We start from the raw sequence: 16,205 nt of genomic DNA, 5'->3' as shown, positions 1-16,205 counted from the left end.
AGGAATCGAGGCAACGATGCGCTCGGACCGCCCCACCCACCGCCGGCCCCGCCGGCGCGGCGCCGTGACCGCCCTCGTCACGGCGCTGCTGACGCTGGCCACCGCCGTCGCCGTCACCCCCGCCCGCGCGGCGGGCGCCGGCGACGCCGCCGCACGCCGGGACTACGTCCTGCTGGCCCCCGCCCACGTCCCCCTGACCGAACGCGGCCACGAACAGCCCCTCGACCAGCTCCTCGGGCGCATCCGCGCCATGGAGCCCGGTCCCCACGAGAACCACGCCCCCCGCACCGCCCAGCGCTCCGGCCAGGACGACCTGCCCGCCTACGAGTGCCGCGAGCAGGACGCCGCCTTCCACGACCAGGGGTACGGCAAATCGCGGTTCGTCACCTGCCAGGCATTCCACCTCCACCCCACCCACGTCACCTGCTGGTGGATCTTCTGCTCCGTCACCGGCAGCGCGGACGCCGAGATGACCGACGTCCAGTACGGCCACAACGTCCGCCGCGAGGTCGACGTCGTCCAGGTCCTCGACAACTGGCGGCTCGAAGGCGACATCGCCGAGGTACCGCTCAGCATCGACGTCACCTGTACCGCCCGGCCCGGGTTCGGCCCCTGCGTCGTCGACAGCGGCTTCGGCGGCCCCTACGTCCAGCCGATCGGGCTGTGGGCCGCCGAGGGCTCGATCACCAGCCGCTACTACTCCTTCCGCCAGGACTCCGCCGGCGGCATCGGCAGCGCCCTCATCAGCTACGCCGACCTCGCCGCGCACGTCTCGGTCATCGGCGAGGGCGCGGCCAACCCCTACGACGGCCCCAACAGCGGCATCCGCTGCGACTCCGCCTCCTACCTCGTCAGCACCGCCTCCGGTGAGGGCTGCGTCTTCCCCTGGGTCACCGAGACCCTGCACCTCCACCGCGCCGACCACCCCGAGTCCGCCGACCACATCGTCACCGCCCAGTACCACCCGGACCAGACCGTCCCCGACGCGCCGAACAAGCAGATCCCCGGCGCCCCCGGCGCGGCCCCGCTGCACCGCGTCGCCGACCAGAACGCCATCGACGCGCACCGCGTCGTCGCCGTCGCCGCCTGCCTGAAGTACTTCCCCGACTACGCCCACGAAGGCCTGGACTGTGACGAGTACCCCTTCGCGTCGACCCTCGAAGGCGCCGACGACAACCTCAAGAACTACAGCGTCGAGCCCATCCACGACTGGGACAACCGCGGCTCCGGCGGCCGGCTCAGCGGCTTCTACCAGAACCGGCGCATCCTCGGCAGCGACTTCACCAATGACCCGTTCCACGTCCAGATCGACCCCTGACCCGCTCGTGGACCCCCGCGCCGACCGGCCCCCGGCCGCACCCGTCGGCGAACCCGCCGCCGAACTCGCCACCGAGGTGCGCGCGGAGAACCACCTCTTCCACCTCGTCGACACCGCCGCCCCGCCCAGCGGCGACGCCGACGACCGGCCGCCCACCCCGGGCCCCGGCCGGCTCGCGACCACCGCGGGCGCCACCGTCACCTTCAACAGCGCCCTGTCCGACCACTACCCCCACGTCACCCTCCAGTACTGGACGGCCCGGCCCCCGGCCCCGCCCGGCCACTGGCCCCAGCACATCCGGCTCACCGTCGACCTCGAAGGCGGCCGCCTCGCCCTCACCTCCGGTGTCTCCCACCTCCCGGCCGCCGCCGCGCTGCCGCTCCCACCCGGCCGCTACACGCTCGCCGCCCACCGCGGCGCCCTCCACCCCACCCCGTCCCTCCTCCCCCACCGGGCCGAGCACTGGCTGCTCCAGCTGTGGCCCCACCGGCACCCGTGATGATCCTCGTGGGCACCGCCCGGGCGGCTCGCGGCAGCCGGGGGCCGTCCGGTGGGCACCGGGACCGGTGACCGGCGACCCGAGGCGCGACGCCGCTCCGCAGTGCGAGCAAGTCGACACGTCGGGTTATATCGTCCCTCCATGAGCGATCGTCAGTCGGGGCCGGGCCGGGCGCACCTGAGGGGCCCCGGCGGTGTTCTCACAGAGACGGCCCCGGTGCGAGTGCCGCAGCGGCGGGGGCCGTCCGACGGTTCCGCGTGGTCAGGGGCCGGGCCGGATGAGGCGACCGGCGCCCGGGCGGCCCGCCGCGGCCGGCCGGGCGGCCGTGGATCCGTGCGACCGGGAGCCCGACGGTGACCGCCGACGCCCTGGTGATCTTCGGCATCACCGGCGACCTCGCGCACAAGATGACCTTCCGATCGCTCTACCGCCTGGAGGCGGCCGGCCTCCTGGACTGCCCGATCATCGGCGTGGCCCTGGAGGACTGGTCGCACGACCACCTGGTCGCCTCCCTGCGCGAGGCCCTGCGGACAGCCGGTGAGGAGGTGGCGGCCGGGCCGCTGGAACGGCTGGCCCGACGGCTCTCCTACCTGCGGGGCGACTTCACCGACCCGGCCACCTACCAGGCGCTGGGCGCGCTGCTGGAGGGCGCCGCCAGGCCGCTCTTCTACCTGGAGATCCCGCCCTCGCTGTTCGGCCCGGTCGTGGAGGCGCTGGCGGCGGCGGGCCTCACCACGCACGCCACGGTGATGCTGGAGAAGCCCTTCGGCCATGACCTGGCCTCCGCCAGGGCCCTCAACGCACGGCTGCACCGGGTGCTGCCCGAGGACCGCATCCTGCGCATCGACCACTTCCTCGGCAAGCAGCCCGTGCTGGACATCCAGTTCCTGCGGTTCGCCAACTCGCTGCTCGAACCGGTCTGGAACCGCGACCACGTGGCGGCCGTGCAGATCACCATGGCCGAGGACTTCGGGGTGGAGGACCGGGGAGCGTTCTACGACCCGGTCGGCGCGCTGCGCGACGTGGTCCAGAACCACCTCCTCCAGGTGCTCGCCCTGGTCGCGATGGAGGCGCCGGTCGGCCCCGGACCGGACGCGCTGTGGGACCGGAGGGTCGATGTCTTCCGCGCGACGGCGGACGTCGATCCGGCGCACTGCCTGCGCGGCCAGTACGAGGGCTACCTCGACGTACCCGGCGTCAAGTCCGGCTCGGTGACCGAGACCTACGTCGAACTCGGCCTGGAGGTGGACAACTGGCGATGGAGCGGAGTGCCCTTCTCCATCAGGGCCGGCAAGGCCCTGGCCGCCAGGGCCACCGAGGTCCGGGTGGTCTTCAAGCGCCCGCCCCGGCTCGCCTTCCTGGACCAGCCCGCGCACCCCGACGCCAACGAACTCGTCCTGCGGATCGACCCGGACCCGGCGCTGCGGCTGGGCATGCTCTCCAAGGAGGCATCCGGCCGCTCGGCCCGGAGCGTCCACCTCAGCCTGTCCTTCGCCGCCGAACTCGGCAGGCCGCCCGAGCCCTACGAGCGGCTCCTCAACGACGCGCTGACCGGCGACCGTTCGCTGTTCACCCGGCAGGACGTCGTGGAGGAGACCTGGCGGGTGATCCAGCCCCTGGTGGACCACCCGCCGGCGCCCGTGCCGTACGCGCGCGGGACGTGGGGACCCACCCCGGGCCTCGGCCGCACCACCTGGCGGCCGCCCTGGCTCCCCAGCCCCCACCCGTAGGATCACCACGCGCCGCACCGCCGGCCGGCCGGTCGGCAGTGCGGCGCGTCCGAACTGCGGTCCGTCAGAGGATCTCGATGGACTTCACCAGCGGCGGACGGTTCGGGAAGGTGATGTCGGTCCACCGGTTGATCCGGACCGAGTCGCCGTTGGCGTCGTAGTAGATCAGGTCGTTGTTCCCGGTGGAGATCCGGTCGACCCACCAGCTGCCGAAGTCGGTGCGGCCCCCGTTCGCGTAGCAGTCCACGCTCTGGCGCCCGTCGAGGTGCGACCAGATCTTCAGGAAGTTCTCGCCTCCCCGGCACTCGACGTGGTCGATGGCGTACGCGCTGGACGGCACCGCCACCGTCAACGCGGCCGCCGCGGCGAAGGTGGCGACCGCGGCACTCACGAGCTTCCTCGTTTTCGAGATCACGCATTCTCCTCGGACGAATCGAAAACCGAATCGGATACGTACAACACGACCAACATTCGGTTGAGTCGTACTCGACCCAGCATTGGGGCGGTCGGCGGCGTGGTCAATGACGGCTGCGACGAACTGACCGCGTATCGGTCACATCCATCCGGCTTTCCTCGTACCGGACGGGGCCGCTGGGACCGCTGGGCCATGAGTGGTGATTATCGGCGCGCCAGGGCCACCCCCGCGCGACCGGTACTCGCGCCGATCACTCCCGCCCCGACCTGGGGAAACGGGAGCACCGCCCGCCGGCCGGACCGAGCGGTGGGACGCAGGGCCGCGGCGACCGGTCGGCGGATGAGTGGAACCCGCCACCGCCCGTCCGCACAAGAGGCGTTCCGCAGACGTACGACCTATCCTTCGTTTCCTCGCCACGAAGCCATGCCACGGAACAGCAGGAGCACCGGGCGGAAACGGACCGTCGAATTTCCCGGAATCGGGCATTTTCCCGTCGGCCGCCCCCGCGGACCGGCTCGTCCGGCGGCCGGGCCGGCCGGGAGCACCGCCCAGGGGCTTGGGCTCGGCGCCGCCGCCGTGAACCGGGAGAATCCGAACGGGACCTCCGTCCGAGTCCGCGGCCTCGCCCCCGGCCGGCCCTCCAGCCGCGAGGGCTGCCACCGTCCCTGACCCCCCGGGCGCGCGGCGAGAGGCTCCGGCGCGCGGATGTCAGTGCCCACCGGTAGGTTCTGCGGTGGTCCCGAGAAGACCAGGTCGGCCCCGGCAGGGCACTGCCGGGGCCTGCTGATCTTCGGGTCGGGTGTCCCCAGGGGCGGCGCCCGCTACGTGGTCGAGCAGGTGCCGCGGGCGCGGGTGGAGGCGGTCCGGACGGACTCGCGGCGACTCTTCGACGCGCAACGGGCCGGGTGTCGGGCGAGGACCGTGCACGGCTGCCGGCTCCGGGGCGGTCGATCAGGCACGTGCGCGCCCTGCAGTCATCTGACGGATGCCGCCCGGGTGACTGCGCCGGGACAGTGGAGGCGTTCCGCACACCAGCACACCCGAGGAGTCATCACCATGAGGAAGTCGTCGAACGGGCTCGCCAGGACGGCCGGTGCCCTGGGCCTCGCCGTCGCCGCGCTGACCGGCCTGTCGGCCGCCCCGGCGTCGGCGGGCACCGCCGCCACGGCCGGCTGCACCAAGTACTACTCCAATGAGAACATCCAGGTCCAGGTCGACAACTGCTCGTCCGGCTGGGTGTGGCTGTACGCCGCCGACCCCGGCACCTACTTCAAGGCCACCGTCGTCGTGACCGACTCGTTCGGACACGTGCAGCCGGAACTGGCCGTCGACCGGGGCAAGTCCACCGCGAAGAAGTTCGAGCAGGTCCACAGCTTCCACCTCTGCGGCACCAAGTACCTCAGCTGGGCTCCCCCGACCTGGAAGACCTACTGCACCAACGAGATCTACGTGTGACGGGCCGACCGTCCCTGCCGTGGCCCGGGCCCGGGCCACGGCAGGGACGGTCCCGCCGTCGGACCGAGCGGCTCCCGGACGGCGCCGACACGTCCCGATGAGGATTCGGTCGGACCCCGCCGGGAGCCGCTCGTGAACGGTCTCGGGGTCAGAACTGCGTGCTGACCGTGACGCCGCTGAAGTCGGTGACGGCGTACAGGCTGAGGTAGCGGTAGCCGGCGGTCGGGTTGGTGACGGTGAGGGACTGAGTGGTCCCGGCGCCGGTGGAGGAGGCGGTGAAGGCGCTGGGCGAGGCCCAGGTGCCCGGGTTGTAGTACAGGTGCGCGGTCCCGGTGCCGCCGGAGGTGGTGACCTTGAGCGTGGAGGTGCCGGCCGGCAGGTAGACGTACAGGTAGTCGGTGTTGCCGGCGGTCGCGGCGCGGCCGGTGCGCGAGCAGTTCCGGCCCATCGCGTCGGCGCGCTGCTCGGTGCAGTTCGGCAGGGTGACCGGGGCGGCTGTCACGGTGACCGAGGCCGGGGTGGTGGCGGTCCTGCCGGTGTCGTCGGTCGCGGTCAGGGCGACGGTGTAGGTGCCGGCGGCCGCGTAGGTGTGGCTCGGGTTGCGCTCGTCCGAGGAGGTGCCGTCGCCGAAGGTCCAGTGCCAGGCGGTGATCCGACCCGGGCCGGTCTGGACGGACCGCTCGGTCGCGCTGACGGTGGCGCCGTTCACCGACGTGTCGAACAGCGCGGTCGGGCCCGCCGCGTAGCAGGCCCCGGCGGCGCAGGCGGTGAGCCAGGCGTCGAAGTCGGCGTCGTAGGAGGTGCCGAGGCCGTTGTAGACCGCGTAGCCGCCGGTGTAGTCACCGACGCGGAACCGGCCCAGCATGGCCTGGACATCGGCGGGGTGCTTCTCCAGCATGTACCGGACGGCCAGGTAGCCCCAGGCGTAGATACGGGTCGAGTCCGAGTTGCCGTAGGTGTTCTGGAAGACCGTGCTGAGCTTGTAGGTGTGCTTGGCGGCCTGGGCCATCGCGTCGGTGTCGGTGGTGGCGCGGTAGCTGTAGGACATGTACTCGGCGAGGCCCTCGACCCACCAGATGTCCGGGACGGACGTCTGGGTGGCGAAGCTGCCCTTCATGTCGTAGATGCCGTCCAGGTAGTGGGTGTACTCGTGGTTGAGGTTCCACACCCGGGCGGGGTCGCCGTTGTTCCACGCCTTCTGGTACATGACGTTCGCGGCCCGGTTGTTCGGGTCGGTCGGGTCCATGACGGTCTGGCCGCCGTTGTCGGTCGAGTTGCCGAAGATCGCCCACGAGTAGGTGGTGTAGTCGGTCTTGTTGGCGAAGACCCCGAGGGTGACGGTCTTGTCGTACTGGTTCGGGATCGGACCGTTGTCCTTGACCACGTTGTGGAAGAACGCGTCCTCGTTGCGCAGGCTGGCGCAGACGGTGGCCAGCTCGGCGGCCGACAGCGCCTGGGTCTGGATGGTGCGGTTGTCGCAGACCAGTTGGTGCGGCAGGACCACCGCGGTGAGCTTGGCGGGCAGGTCGCAGATGCCGTAGTACGAGCACTGGCCGTTGTCGTAGACGGTGGCCTGGAAGGCCGTGTGGACGTACAGCGACGCGTCGGCCGTGAGGAGCGGCGCGGCGTCCAGCACCCGCTTGACCAGCGGCTTGGCCACCGCCTCGACGGTGGCGCTGGTCCCGGCCATCCGGGCCAGGTCGTTGCCCGCGTTGGTGTCGAGGACGGCGTTGGGGCCGCTGAGCAGGTCCTTGTGGTTGACCGCGAAGTTCGCGAGGGAGGTGACGAGGCGCGGGTCGGCGCCGAGCGCGCTGACGAAGGCCGGGTTCGTGTTGCCCCGCCAGAGCGGGAACCGCAGCACGGAGTTGACCGCACCGACCATCTTCGGCAGGGCGTTGTAGGAGTTGTCGAACTCGTCCAGCACCCGCTGGTAGACGCTCAGGTAGGCGCCCTGGATGTTGGCGCTGTCGGTGAGCGTCAGCACCTCCCTGAGCACCTCGCCGTTGTTCTCGGTGACGTCGTGCCAGCGGGCGCCGGCGAAGAAGGCGTCCAGGCCGGCCTTGACGCCGCTGGTGAGCGTGGCATCGTACGGGCCGGTCGCGTCGGGGTAGTACGACTGGATGTAGTAGCCCACCCGCAGGAAGAGCACCAGTTGCAGGATGCCGGTCGAGTTGTCGCCGGTGTAGCCGGCCGCCAGGTCCTTGAACGCGGCGGCGACGGGCAGCATCCGGGCCTGCTTGAAGATGCCCGGGTCGGCGCTGCCGTTGCCGAACAGCGTGGAGACGCAGTCCGTGGTCGAGCTCTTGAGGAACGCGACCAGGTCGGCACCGGAGCGGGCGGCGAAGTCGGCCGGGGTGCAGCTCTGCTCGGCGGCGCCCGCGAGCGCGGCCGAACGGGAGCGCGCCGCCTCGGAATCGGGGCGGGCCGGGGCCGGCTCGCCCATGAGGGTCTCGCTGAGCAGGGCCGGGGATATCGGGACGGCGGGGGCGGCGAGGTCCTCGGACCGGGCCGTCGCCCCGCCGGGGCCCGAGGGGCCGGCCGGCTTCGAGGCGCCGGCGGCCGCGGCGGCCGGGGTGGCCGTCGGGGTCGGGGTGGCCGTCGCGATCCGGATCGGTCCGTCGGCGGCGGGTGCCGCGAAGGCCTGGGCCGGGAGCACGGCGGTGGCCGTGGCGCAGCAGGCGATGACGCCGGCCGCGAGGGTGGAGAGCCGTGTGCGCAGTTGCACGCCGAGTCCTTCTGCGAGTGGGGGCAGCCTGACGTGAGGTCGGGCTGAACGAAGGAAATCGACACGGATCCTGCCATCGAATGGGCATCAGAACAATGTCACAGGTCATATTGCGCGACAGATTCCAGCCATGCCCAGGTCACCGGCCTCGCCACCTCCGACGGGGTGGTCCGCTCGGGCCGTCGCGAAAGGCCGGTGCCCGGGTGCGCCGTAGCGCACCCGGGCACCGGCCTCGGGGGATCAGTCCTGCGGCTTCGCCGCGTCCCGGAGTGCGAAGTACTCCGTGACGCCGGCCACGAAGCGGCACGCGCCGGTCTCCCGGTCCACGATCACCGGGAGGTTCCCGCCGACCCGCAGTCGCCCGCGCGCGTCGGGGACCGTCGGCAGGTAGCCGAAGACGTAGGCGCCCTCGACGGCGACCGTCTCGTCGATCCGCAGCCGGTACGCGCGCTCGTCCCAGCCGCGGACCCGCTCGCGGCAGTACGCGTCCGCCGCCAGCCGGGCCGACTCCTGGTCCATGCTCACCATCCGCTTCCTCTCCTGGCTCACCACCATGTGATCATCATTTCGAGATTCTCCCACTGCGAGGTCACGGCGTGCGTCTCGCTCTGGTAGTCGAGGAACTTGATCACACCGGCGTCGTTCACCACGTTGAAGTAGTGGCCGACGTCGACGCCGTCGGTCCAGCCGAACACGATGCCCCGGGTGCCGTAGCCGAGCACAGTCAGCTGGTGGCTGATGTCGTCGACCCCCTCGGTCATGTGGAACAGGGAGTCGTACTTGTACTCCAGTTCCTCCGGGGCGAGGATGCCGCTGTCCCAGGCCGTGGCACCGTCGTGGGTGCCCGCGAGACGGCTGTCGCCGGCCTGGGCGCAGGCGCCGCAGTTGTCGGTGTAGCCGCCGGGGTTCGCCCCCGCCAGGGTGTCCTCCGCCTTGCCGGGCTTCGGCCCCTTGGTACCGGTGCCGCCGCCACCGCTGTCGGGCGAGCCGCCGCCGCTGGGGCGCCCGGCGTCCTTGCCGGCCGCCGGCGTCTCGGAGGCCGGAGCGCCCGGGTCGTCGCCGCCCTTGCCGGTGCCGGACTTCGGGCTGCTCGGCTTCTCCGTCTTCGGCGTGGTCGGAGCCGGGTCCGCCTTGGTGGTGGTGGGCAGGTCGCCGGAGAGCAGCTTCTTGACCGCGCTGACGACGTCCTCTCCCTCGGACACCGCCGTCTTGATCGCCTTGACGGCCTTGACGCCGCCGCTGATCGCCTTGACCGCGCCGTAGCCGTCGATCGCGAACGAGCCGACCACACCGGTGACCTGGCCCGCGAAGTACGAGGTGGAGCTGGTGTCCACCTCGAACAGGTCCGCCAGCGGCGTGTCGTCCACGTACCCGGTGTGGCCGAGCCTGAACGGGGACTCGTTGGAGTACCCGAACATGTCGTTGAACACCTGGTTGTCGCCGTTGGCGATGTCGGCGAAGGAGTTCCAGCAGTCGGAGAGGGTGTTGACGCTCCACTGGTACGGGTCGCCGACGATCGAGTCGCCGACGCCGGTGAAGAAGCTCCCGACGTCGCCCCAGCTCCACCAGAGGCCGTTGGGGTCGCTGCCGGAGGTGGGGTTGCCGGCCGCGTACCCGTAGCCGCCCATCTGGTTGGGATCGCCCGACTCGAAGACCGGGTCGACGGTGAGGAACCGTCCGATCATCGGGTCGTAGACGCGCACCCCGAGCAGGTCCAGCCCGCTGGTGGCGTCCGTGGGCTTGCCGAGGTAGCCCCGGTTGTCGGCCCAGGCCGCGGGCGCGGCGCCGCGCGCGTTCCCGTACGGGTCGTACGCCCGCCGGACGACGGCCAGGCTCGCGCCGTCGACCTGGAGCTGGGCGGTGCCGTGCGGGGTGGTCGGCTGGTAGCTGACGGTACCGGCCGAGGAGCGGACGATCACCGTGCCGTCCGGGCTGTGGTAGTACCGCAGGCCGGTGACGGTCTTCTTGACGGTGTCGAGCCTGAGCTGCTCCGCGCCGCCGAACAGGTAGAGGAGGTTGGTCCCCGGGTTGCGCTGGATCAGCAGGCTGCCGTCGGCGTCGTAGAGGTAGCCCGCCTCCGTGCCGTTGGTGGTGACCGCCTTGGTGCGGCCCTCCTCGTTGTACTCGAAGGCCTGGCTGGTGCCGGGCCCGGTCCGGGTCTTGGTGTTGCCGGCGCTGTCGTAGTCGGGCACGACGGTGGTGCTGCCGGACGGCCCGGTGGTGGTGACGGCACTGGCCGCGTTGGGCTTCTTCGCGGGAGTGACGCCGGCGCCCGGGTAGGTGATGGTCTGGGTGACGTCCTTGGTGGCCGCCCCCTTCACATCGTGGGCGACCTGCTGGGTCCGGTCACCGAGCTGGTTGAACTGCCAGTCCAGCCAGTACGGGGACGGCCCGCCGATGGTGCCCGGCGACGGTGCCGCCGTGGCGCACTTGGTGAGCTGTCCGGCCGTGACCGCGCCCAGGCCCTTGGTGTCCGTCCAGGCGGTGGTCAGCCGGTTCTGCGCGTCGTAGCCGAAGCACTGGGTGTCGGTGACCCGGTCGGTGCCGCCGCTGGACTGGACGTCGGAGACCGCGGTGACGCTGCCCGCCGCGTTGTACCCGTAGGTGGTCGCCGAGATCGGGTTGGCCGTGTTGCTCTGCAGCGTGACCCGGTTGGTGGCCAGCCGGCCGGTGGCCTGGTCCCAGGTCTGCGCGGTCCGCAGCTGCTTGCTCGGTGTCCCGAGGGTGGTCTGCAGGACCTGGCCCTGCGGGCTGTAGGCGACGGTGGCGATGTACGGCCGGCTGGGCGTGCCCATCGCGACCAGCTTGCCCTGGAGGTTGTAGCCGTAGCCGACCGTCTCCGCGGGAAGGCCCGCCTCGGTGCCGAAGGTGGTCGACGCCAGCAGGCTGACCGTCTCGGTGTAGGAGGCCGTCGTGCTGTAGCTCCCGGCGAGGTTGCCCTCGACCGCGGGGATCACCGTGGTGGTGCCGGTCGGCTGGCCGACCGCGTTGTAGCCGTTGACCTTCTTGACGTAGGCGCTGCCGCTCTTGCCGCCCACGTAGCGGGTGGACGAGACCGGCATGCCCTTGCCGAGCGAGTCGTACGTCCACTCGGCGAGCGCCTTCGCCGGGTCGCCCGGCGTGTCACCGGTGTACTCCGCCGTCTTGCGGCCGAGTTCGTCGTAGCTGTACGACAGCACCTGGCCGCGGCCGTCCTTGACGGTCAGCACCCGGCCGAGCGGGTCGTAGGTGCTGCTGGAGCTGCCGCTGTCGGGGTCGGTCTGGGCCACCACCCGGCCCTGCACGTCGTAGGTGTAGGACCAGGTGTTGCCCACCGTGTCCTTGACCGTCTCGACCTGGCCGCGGGGGGTGTAGCCGAAGGTGGTGGTGATGTCTGCGGCCGCGGTACCCACCGGGCCGGCCGACCAGAGCTGGGTGTTGGCGCCGTCGTACATGACGGCCCGGCCGTCGCCCTGCACCTTGAGGTAGCCGCCGGTGTGCCCGCCGCTCGCGCTGGTCCAGAGCGTGGTCTTCCCGGTGGTGTCCAGCACCACGAGGCTGCCGTCGGCGAGCACGCTCGCGTACGCGCCGGGGTGGCCGGCGGTCCCGGAGGACCACAGGGACTTCCCGTCGACCAGCGCGGTCAGCACCAGGTTGCCGTCGGCCTGCATGGCCAGGCGGACACTGCGGGAGACCACCGAGGTCCCGGAGGCGATCACGCTGCCGCCGGCGAGCTTGCGGTCCGGCGTGGTGTCGCGCACCACGGTCGAGCTCCGCCGGCCGAGCGCGTCGGTGTACGCCGTGGTCGCCTTGCCGCCGGGCGGCGGCGTGACGTCCACCCGGTCCACGCCCCGGTAGGTCGTGGCGGTCTGCCAGAGCGTGCTCGCGAAGGACACCTGCTGGACCGTGACCGGCCGGCCCTGGCCGTCGTACGACGTCCGGGTCACCGCCGGGCCGGTCTTGTTGGTCTCCGCCCACATCGAGGTGCCCGGCGCGTTGGCCGCGTCGTAGTAGCTCGCGATGGCGGAGACGGTCCACCCGTGGGAGTCGTAGAAGGTCGAGGAGACCAGCCGGCCCACCGAGTTGTCCGCGGTGGTCGTCTGGGTCTGCCGCGCCTGCAGCGTCCCGTCGTAGAAGGTGACCTCGGTGCTGTAGGTGCCGTCCTCGCGCAGCGTCCTGGAGGTGACGGTGGACGGGTCCGGGCTGTCCCCGGCGCCGTGGACCGCGTACGCGAAGGTGCGGTCGGGCGACTGGGTCGCCTTGTTCCGCCCCGGCATCCACACCTTCACCCGGCGCCCGAGGGCGTCGTAGGCCGAGTCGGTGACCCGGCCGTTGACGTCGGCCGCGTGGGTGATCGAGCCGCGGCCCGGCGAGACGGTGCTGGTCGCCTTCCACTTCAGCGGGTTCTCGGTCGACACCGCGGTCGGCAGGAGCCCGGTGGCCGGCGTGTACGTGGTCGTGGTGGTCCGGCCGGCCGCGTCGGTGCTGTCGCTGACGCGCCCGTAGCGGTCGTACGCCATCGCGCCGAGCACCTGGAACTGCGGGTTGCCGGCCTTGTCGTAGCCGGTGACCGACTCGGTGGCGGTCACCAGGCCGAGCGAACCGGAGCGCTGGCCGAGCCGGCCCAGGGTGCCGGGGTTCGTGACCGTCCCGTCGCCGTCGTAGTAGACCCGCTTGTGGCTGAGCGTGGTGCCCTGCCCCGGCTTCGTGTCGCACGAGCCGGCGAGGCTGAGCGTCTCCTTCGGGTAGACCAGCATCATCGGGTTGGCCGACGGCGCGTCGGCGTAGGTCGTGACCGTACAGGTCCGCTGGGAGGGCACGGACAGGTCGCCCTGCTCGTCGGCCTTCCAGATCCGGCCGAGGTCGTCGAAGGTGGTGCCGCTGCGGGAGGTCCGCCAGGTGCGGTCGTCACTGAGCAGGCCGAGCGAACGGCTGCCGCTGGAGCGCACCCGGCGCGACGTCAGGTCGGGCAGCGTCGAGAGCTTGTCCGGCTTCGGGTCCTCCGAGGTCCACGCGGTGCGCCCGGCGGTCGCCACGACCACCGAGTCCGGCACGTCGGTCAGCGTCTTGGTGACGACAGTGCCGCCGGCCTTGGTGAAGCCCTGGCTCTCGAACGGGGTGCCGGCCAGCCAGGCGCTGTCGGTGATCTCCTCGCCGAGCGAGTTCGTCACCTTCGCGCTGCGCCGGGTGCCGTCCTTGCGGTAGTCGCCGTCCATGCCCTGGAGGTAGGAGACGGTGCTCTGGGTGGTCGCGTCCGGGGCGGCGCCCGTGGTGGTGATGACGGTCCGGTAGCCGCGGAACTCGTTCCACGTCCGGTGCTTGTCGTCGGTCAACTCGGAGTCGTCGCGGTGCCAGGCGGCACCGCCCGAGTAGCTGTAGTCGGTCACCTTGGCGGGCGAGCCGGCCTTGGTCCGGTCGCTGGAGGTGACCTTGGAGACCAGGGTCTTGTGGAACCAGTCCTCGATCGGCTCCACACCGCCCGGGGTGTTCCAGAACACCGGGTAGCAGGCCATGGTGTTGGAGTCGGCCGAGGCCGGCATGGTGTTCTTCTCGCGCGAGCACTCCGGCGCCCGGTAGGTGACCGCGACGGACTCGCCGGTCTCGGTCTGCACGCTGGAGATCCGCGGGTGGAACAGCGGCGGGGCGGCCGGGGTGAGGCCGTCGACCCGGTTGTCCGTCTCGATGCCGACGAACGTGACCGGGTCGAGGGAGATCGGGTCGTCGCCCCCGGCGGAGGTGTCCTTGCCCGTGTGGACGATCTCCGAGAGCCACATCACCGACTGCAGTGAGCCGCTGGACTTCGGGTCCTGGGTCTTGCCGGTGACCGGGTCGTAGGTGCCGCCGGCGTCCGAGAAGACCTGCTTCAGCTCGTAGCTGTCGACGTCCTGCCAGCCCGAGGAGGTCCGGACCTTGGTGTCGATGCCCTTCAGCCGGTACGTCTGCCAGAAGGTGGGACCGCTCTGCAGGCAGACGCCGTCGGTGTCGCCCTCCTCCCCGATCTTGGTCTTCCAGTCGGAGGGGCAGTTCAGGTCGTACGGGGTGTCCGGCCAGTTGGCGGCGGTGTCCGAGGAGAGGTTGCCGTCCTTGCAGACGCTGTCCGAGGTGGTGCAGCGCTGCGCCGTGCGGAAGACCACCTTGGCGGCCGGCTCACGGCCCGCCCGGGCGTCCGCCAGCTGGTAGCCGTAGGAGATCTGGGTGAGGTGGCCGCCCCGGGTGTACTGGGTGAGGGTGCCGCCCTTGTCGTCCTTGTCCTCGTCCGGGATCTGGCCGAAGCCCATGTTGTAGTAGTTCGACTCGGTCGACCAGTCGTAGCGCTGCACGTTGCCGTGCGGGTCGACCACGAAGTCCAGGTTGAACCGGTAGCCGACCGGCTTGTCGCACTGCGAGTCGTCGCCCTTGTCCGAACTGTGGCAGGGATCGTCCGACTTGGGGTGGTAGACCGGGATGCCCCAGGCGCTGCCGGTGGCGTCGTCCGTGCTGCCGCCGGGAGCGTGGTTGAGGCCGAGGTAGTAGGCGGTGCCGTCGGTCGTGGTGACCTTGAAGTACTCGCCCTGCCAGAGGCCGTTGGTGGCTCCGGTCAGCCGCTCGATCCTGGTGCCGTCGTCGGTCTGGAGGTGGTACGTCCCGTCCGAGTCCCGCAGCAGCTGGCCGTTGTGGGTGCCGAGCGAGATCGTGGCGTTCCAGCCGGCCCAGCAGGAGTCGCCCGAGTCCTCGATCCCCTGGTCCTTGCAGGTCTTGTACGAGCGCTCGATGAAGCCGGGGCTGTAGGACCAGCCGTCACCGACCCAGGACGACTGCGAGTTGCGCGCGGAGGTCTCGCCGTCCACCGACTGCGAGTCGTAGGCGAGTCCGACAGTCGGCGCCGCGCCACCCAGCGACGGGGGCGCGGTGATCGGGTACCGGTACGTGAACGCGCCCGAGGCGGACGCGGACCAGGCACCCGAGGCGGACAGCGACGTCGCGCCGTAGTCGCCCTGGGACCCGCCGCTGCTCGCCACGGCGGCCACCGCGACCCCGCCGGACCGGGCGGCCGCCAGCGCCGCCGGGGCGGCGAAGGCGCTGCCCGGCTTCGCCGCCCCGGCGGTGCCACCGGCCGCCGCGAGCACGACCGTACCGCTCAGCTTCCGGCCGACCGGGTCGTTGACCGCCTCGATCGGCGTGCGGGTGCGGCAGGCGGCGAGCTGCGGCGTGGTGAGCGCGCACGCGGGCATCGCCACCAGCTGCAGCCGGGAGGCCCAACCACCGCCGTACGCCTGCTCGATGCCGCCGTAGTCGAGGGAGACCGCGACGCTGCCGCTCTCCGCGCGGGCGTCGGCCCGGTCCAGGCCGACCAGCAGGCCGTCCACGCCGGCCCGCTTGGCCCGGCCCCGGTCGGCGAGGTCCACCCGGACCGAGGAGACGGCGCTGAGCGGGGCGACCGACGGCGCCAGGGACTTGGCCCGGGCACCGAGCGCGGCGGGGGCGGCGGGCGAGACCGAGACCGGCAGGCTGCCGGCCTTCGCCTTCCCGGCGGGCGCCGCCAGGCTGCGCACCTCGGGGGTGTTCCCCAGGTCGACGGTGGCGGTCGCGGCCGCCGGCCACTGCACGGGCTTCACCACGTGCGGGACCAACTCACGGGCACCGGGCGGGATCGCGGGGGCCGGGACGACCGCCCCCCGGCCGCTCACCGGGCTGCCCGGGACCTTCGCCTGGTCGGGGAGCGGGTCCGCGCCCCAGAGCTTGTCCGTGTACTGATAGCCGCCGACGACGTCGGCGACGGCGAGCGGGGTCGCCAACGAGAAGACGGCGGCCGCCGCTATCGCGACGGTCGCCCGTTCCATCCAGGCCCGTTTCCGGGCACCTCGAACTCCGCGCGGTCCTGCGCGCATGCGTATTCCCCCTGAAGGCACATCAGAGAGCCGGTGAACTGACGAATCACCAGCTGACGGCACGTTCGGCCGACGGGAACCGTATTGCCATGGCAGGGTCAGAGCAATACCCTTCCCCAGCAGTCACTCTGTCCCCTTCCGTCACACAGACCCCAAAGAGTCTTCACAGGCGGCGCCAGGGGTGAGTAAAGACCGCAATTCCGACACGTGGCGGGG

8 protein-coding genes are annotated in these 16,205 nt (G+C 71.7%); 4 read left to right on the top strand and 4 right to left on the bottom strand.

What is annotated here, in order from left to right; all coding sequences use genetic code 11:
* Positions 1-16: 16 nt before the first annotated feature.
* The 3 genes from ACIF6L_RS13845 to ACIF6L_RS13835 all read left to right on the top strand — a co-directional run bounded on the left by ACIF6L_RS13845 (position 17) and on the right by ACIF6L_RS13835 (position 3,547).
* Entirely contained in the window at positions 17-1,318 is a 1,302-nt protein-coding gene (locus ACIF6L_RS13845; protein WP_396488983.1) for a NucA/NucB deoxyribonuclease domain-containing protein, read from the top strand.
* On the top strand, positions 1,287-1,817 hold the full coding sequence (locus ACIF6L_RS13840) for a hypothetical protein (RefSeq protein WP_396488985.1): 531 nt from the start codon (positions 1,287-1,289) through the stop codon (positions 1,815-1,817). The genes ACIF6L_RS13845 and ACIF6L_RS13840 overlap by 32 nt, the downstream gene beginning before the upstream one ends.
* A 353-nt stretch (positions 1,818-2,170) precedes the next feature.
* Positions 2,171-3,547, top strand: a complete 1,377-nt coding sequence (locus ACIF6L_RS13835; RefSeq protein ID WP_396488986.1) for a glucose-6-phosphate dehydrogenase — start codon at positions 2,171-2,173, stop codon at positions 3,545-3,547.
* 64 nt (positions 3,548-3,611) lie between these two features.
* On the opposite strand, the gene ACIF6L_RS13830 is transcribed toward ACIF6L_RS13835, so the two are convergent.
* Positions 3,612-3,962, bottom strand: a complete 351-nt coding sequence (locus tag ACIF6L_RS13830) for a beta/gamma crystallin domain-containing protein (protein WP_359811583.1) — start codon at positions 3,960-3,962, stop codon at positions 3,612-3,614.
* A 1,056-nt stretch (positions 3,963-5,018) separates the two neighbouring features.
* Here ACIF6L_RS13830 and ACIF6L_RS13825 point away from each other — a divergent pair.
* Positions 5,019-5,417: a hypothetical protein gene (locus ACIF6L_RS13825; protein ID WP_329485191.1), complete on the top strand. Its 399-nt coding sequence runs from the start codon at positions 5,019-5,021 to the stop codon at positions 5,415-5,417.
* 148 nt (positions 5,418-5,565) lie between these two features.
* Here the strand turns inward: ACIF6L_RS13825 and ACIF6L_RS13820 are convergent, their stop codons facing one another.
* The 3 genes from ACIF6L_RS13820 to ACIF6L_RS13810 form a co-directional block, all read right to left on the bottom strand.
* Positions 5,566-8,142, bottom strand: a complete 2,577-nt coding sequence (locus tag ACIF6L_RS13820; RefSeq protein WP_396488989.1) for a collagenase — start codon at positions 8,140-8,142, stop codon at positions 5,566-5,568.
* Between the two features lie 240 nt (positions 8,143-8,382).
* Complete coding sequence (locus ACIF6L_RS13815; RefSeq protein ID WP_329485193.1) at positions 8,383-8,697, bottom strand: hypothetical protein; 315 nt, start codon at positions 8,695-8,697, stop codon at positions 8,383-8,385.
* Entirely contained in the window at positions 8,688-15,941 is a 7,254-nt protein-coding gene (locus ACIF6L_RS13810) for an RHS repeat-associated core domain-containing protein (RefSeq protein WP_396488991.1), read from the bottom strand. The genes ACIF6L_RS13815 and ACIF6L_RS13810 overlap by 10 nt, the downstream gene beginning before the upstream one ends.
* Positions 15,942-16,205 lie beyond the last annotated feature (264 nt).

The sequence above is a fragment of the Kitasatospora sp. NPDC086009 genome (assembly GCF_044540385.1).
Lineage (GTDB): Bacteria > Actinomycetota > Actinomycetes > Streptomycetales > Streptomycetaceae > Kitasatospora.
The sequence above is the reverse complement of the archived record's forward strand: the minus strand, read 5'-3'. Positions and strand labels throughout refer to the sequence as shown.

What these genes read in the sequence shown, in the direction of transcription:
- ACIF6L_RS13815 (WP_329485193.1), bottom strand. Translation starts at nt 8,697, where the DNA reads ATGGTGGTGAGCCAGGAGAGGAAGCGGATGGTGAGCATGGACCAGGAG.
- ACIF6L_RS13845 (WP_396488983.1), top strand. Translation starts at nt 17, where the DNA reads ATGCGCTCGGACCGCCCCACCCACCGCCGGCCCCGCCGGCGCGGCGCC.
- ACIF6L_RS13810 (WP_396488991.1), bottom strand. Translation starts at nt 15,941, where the DNA reads ATGGAACGGGCGACCGTCGCGATAGCGGCGGCCGCCGTCTTCTCGTTG.
- ACIF6L_RS13840 (WP_396488985.1), top strand. Translation starts at nt 1,287, where the DNA reads ATGACCCGTTCCACGTCCAGATCGACCCCTGACCCGCTCGTGGACCCC.
- ACIF6L_RS13825 (WP_329485191.1), top strand. Translation starts at nt 5,019, where the DNA reads ATGAGGAAGTCGTCGAACGGGCTCGCCAGGACGGCCGGTGCCCTGGGC.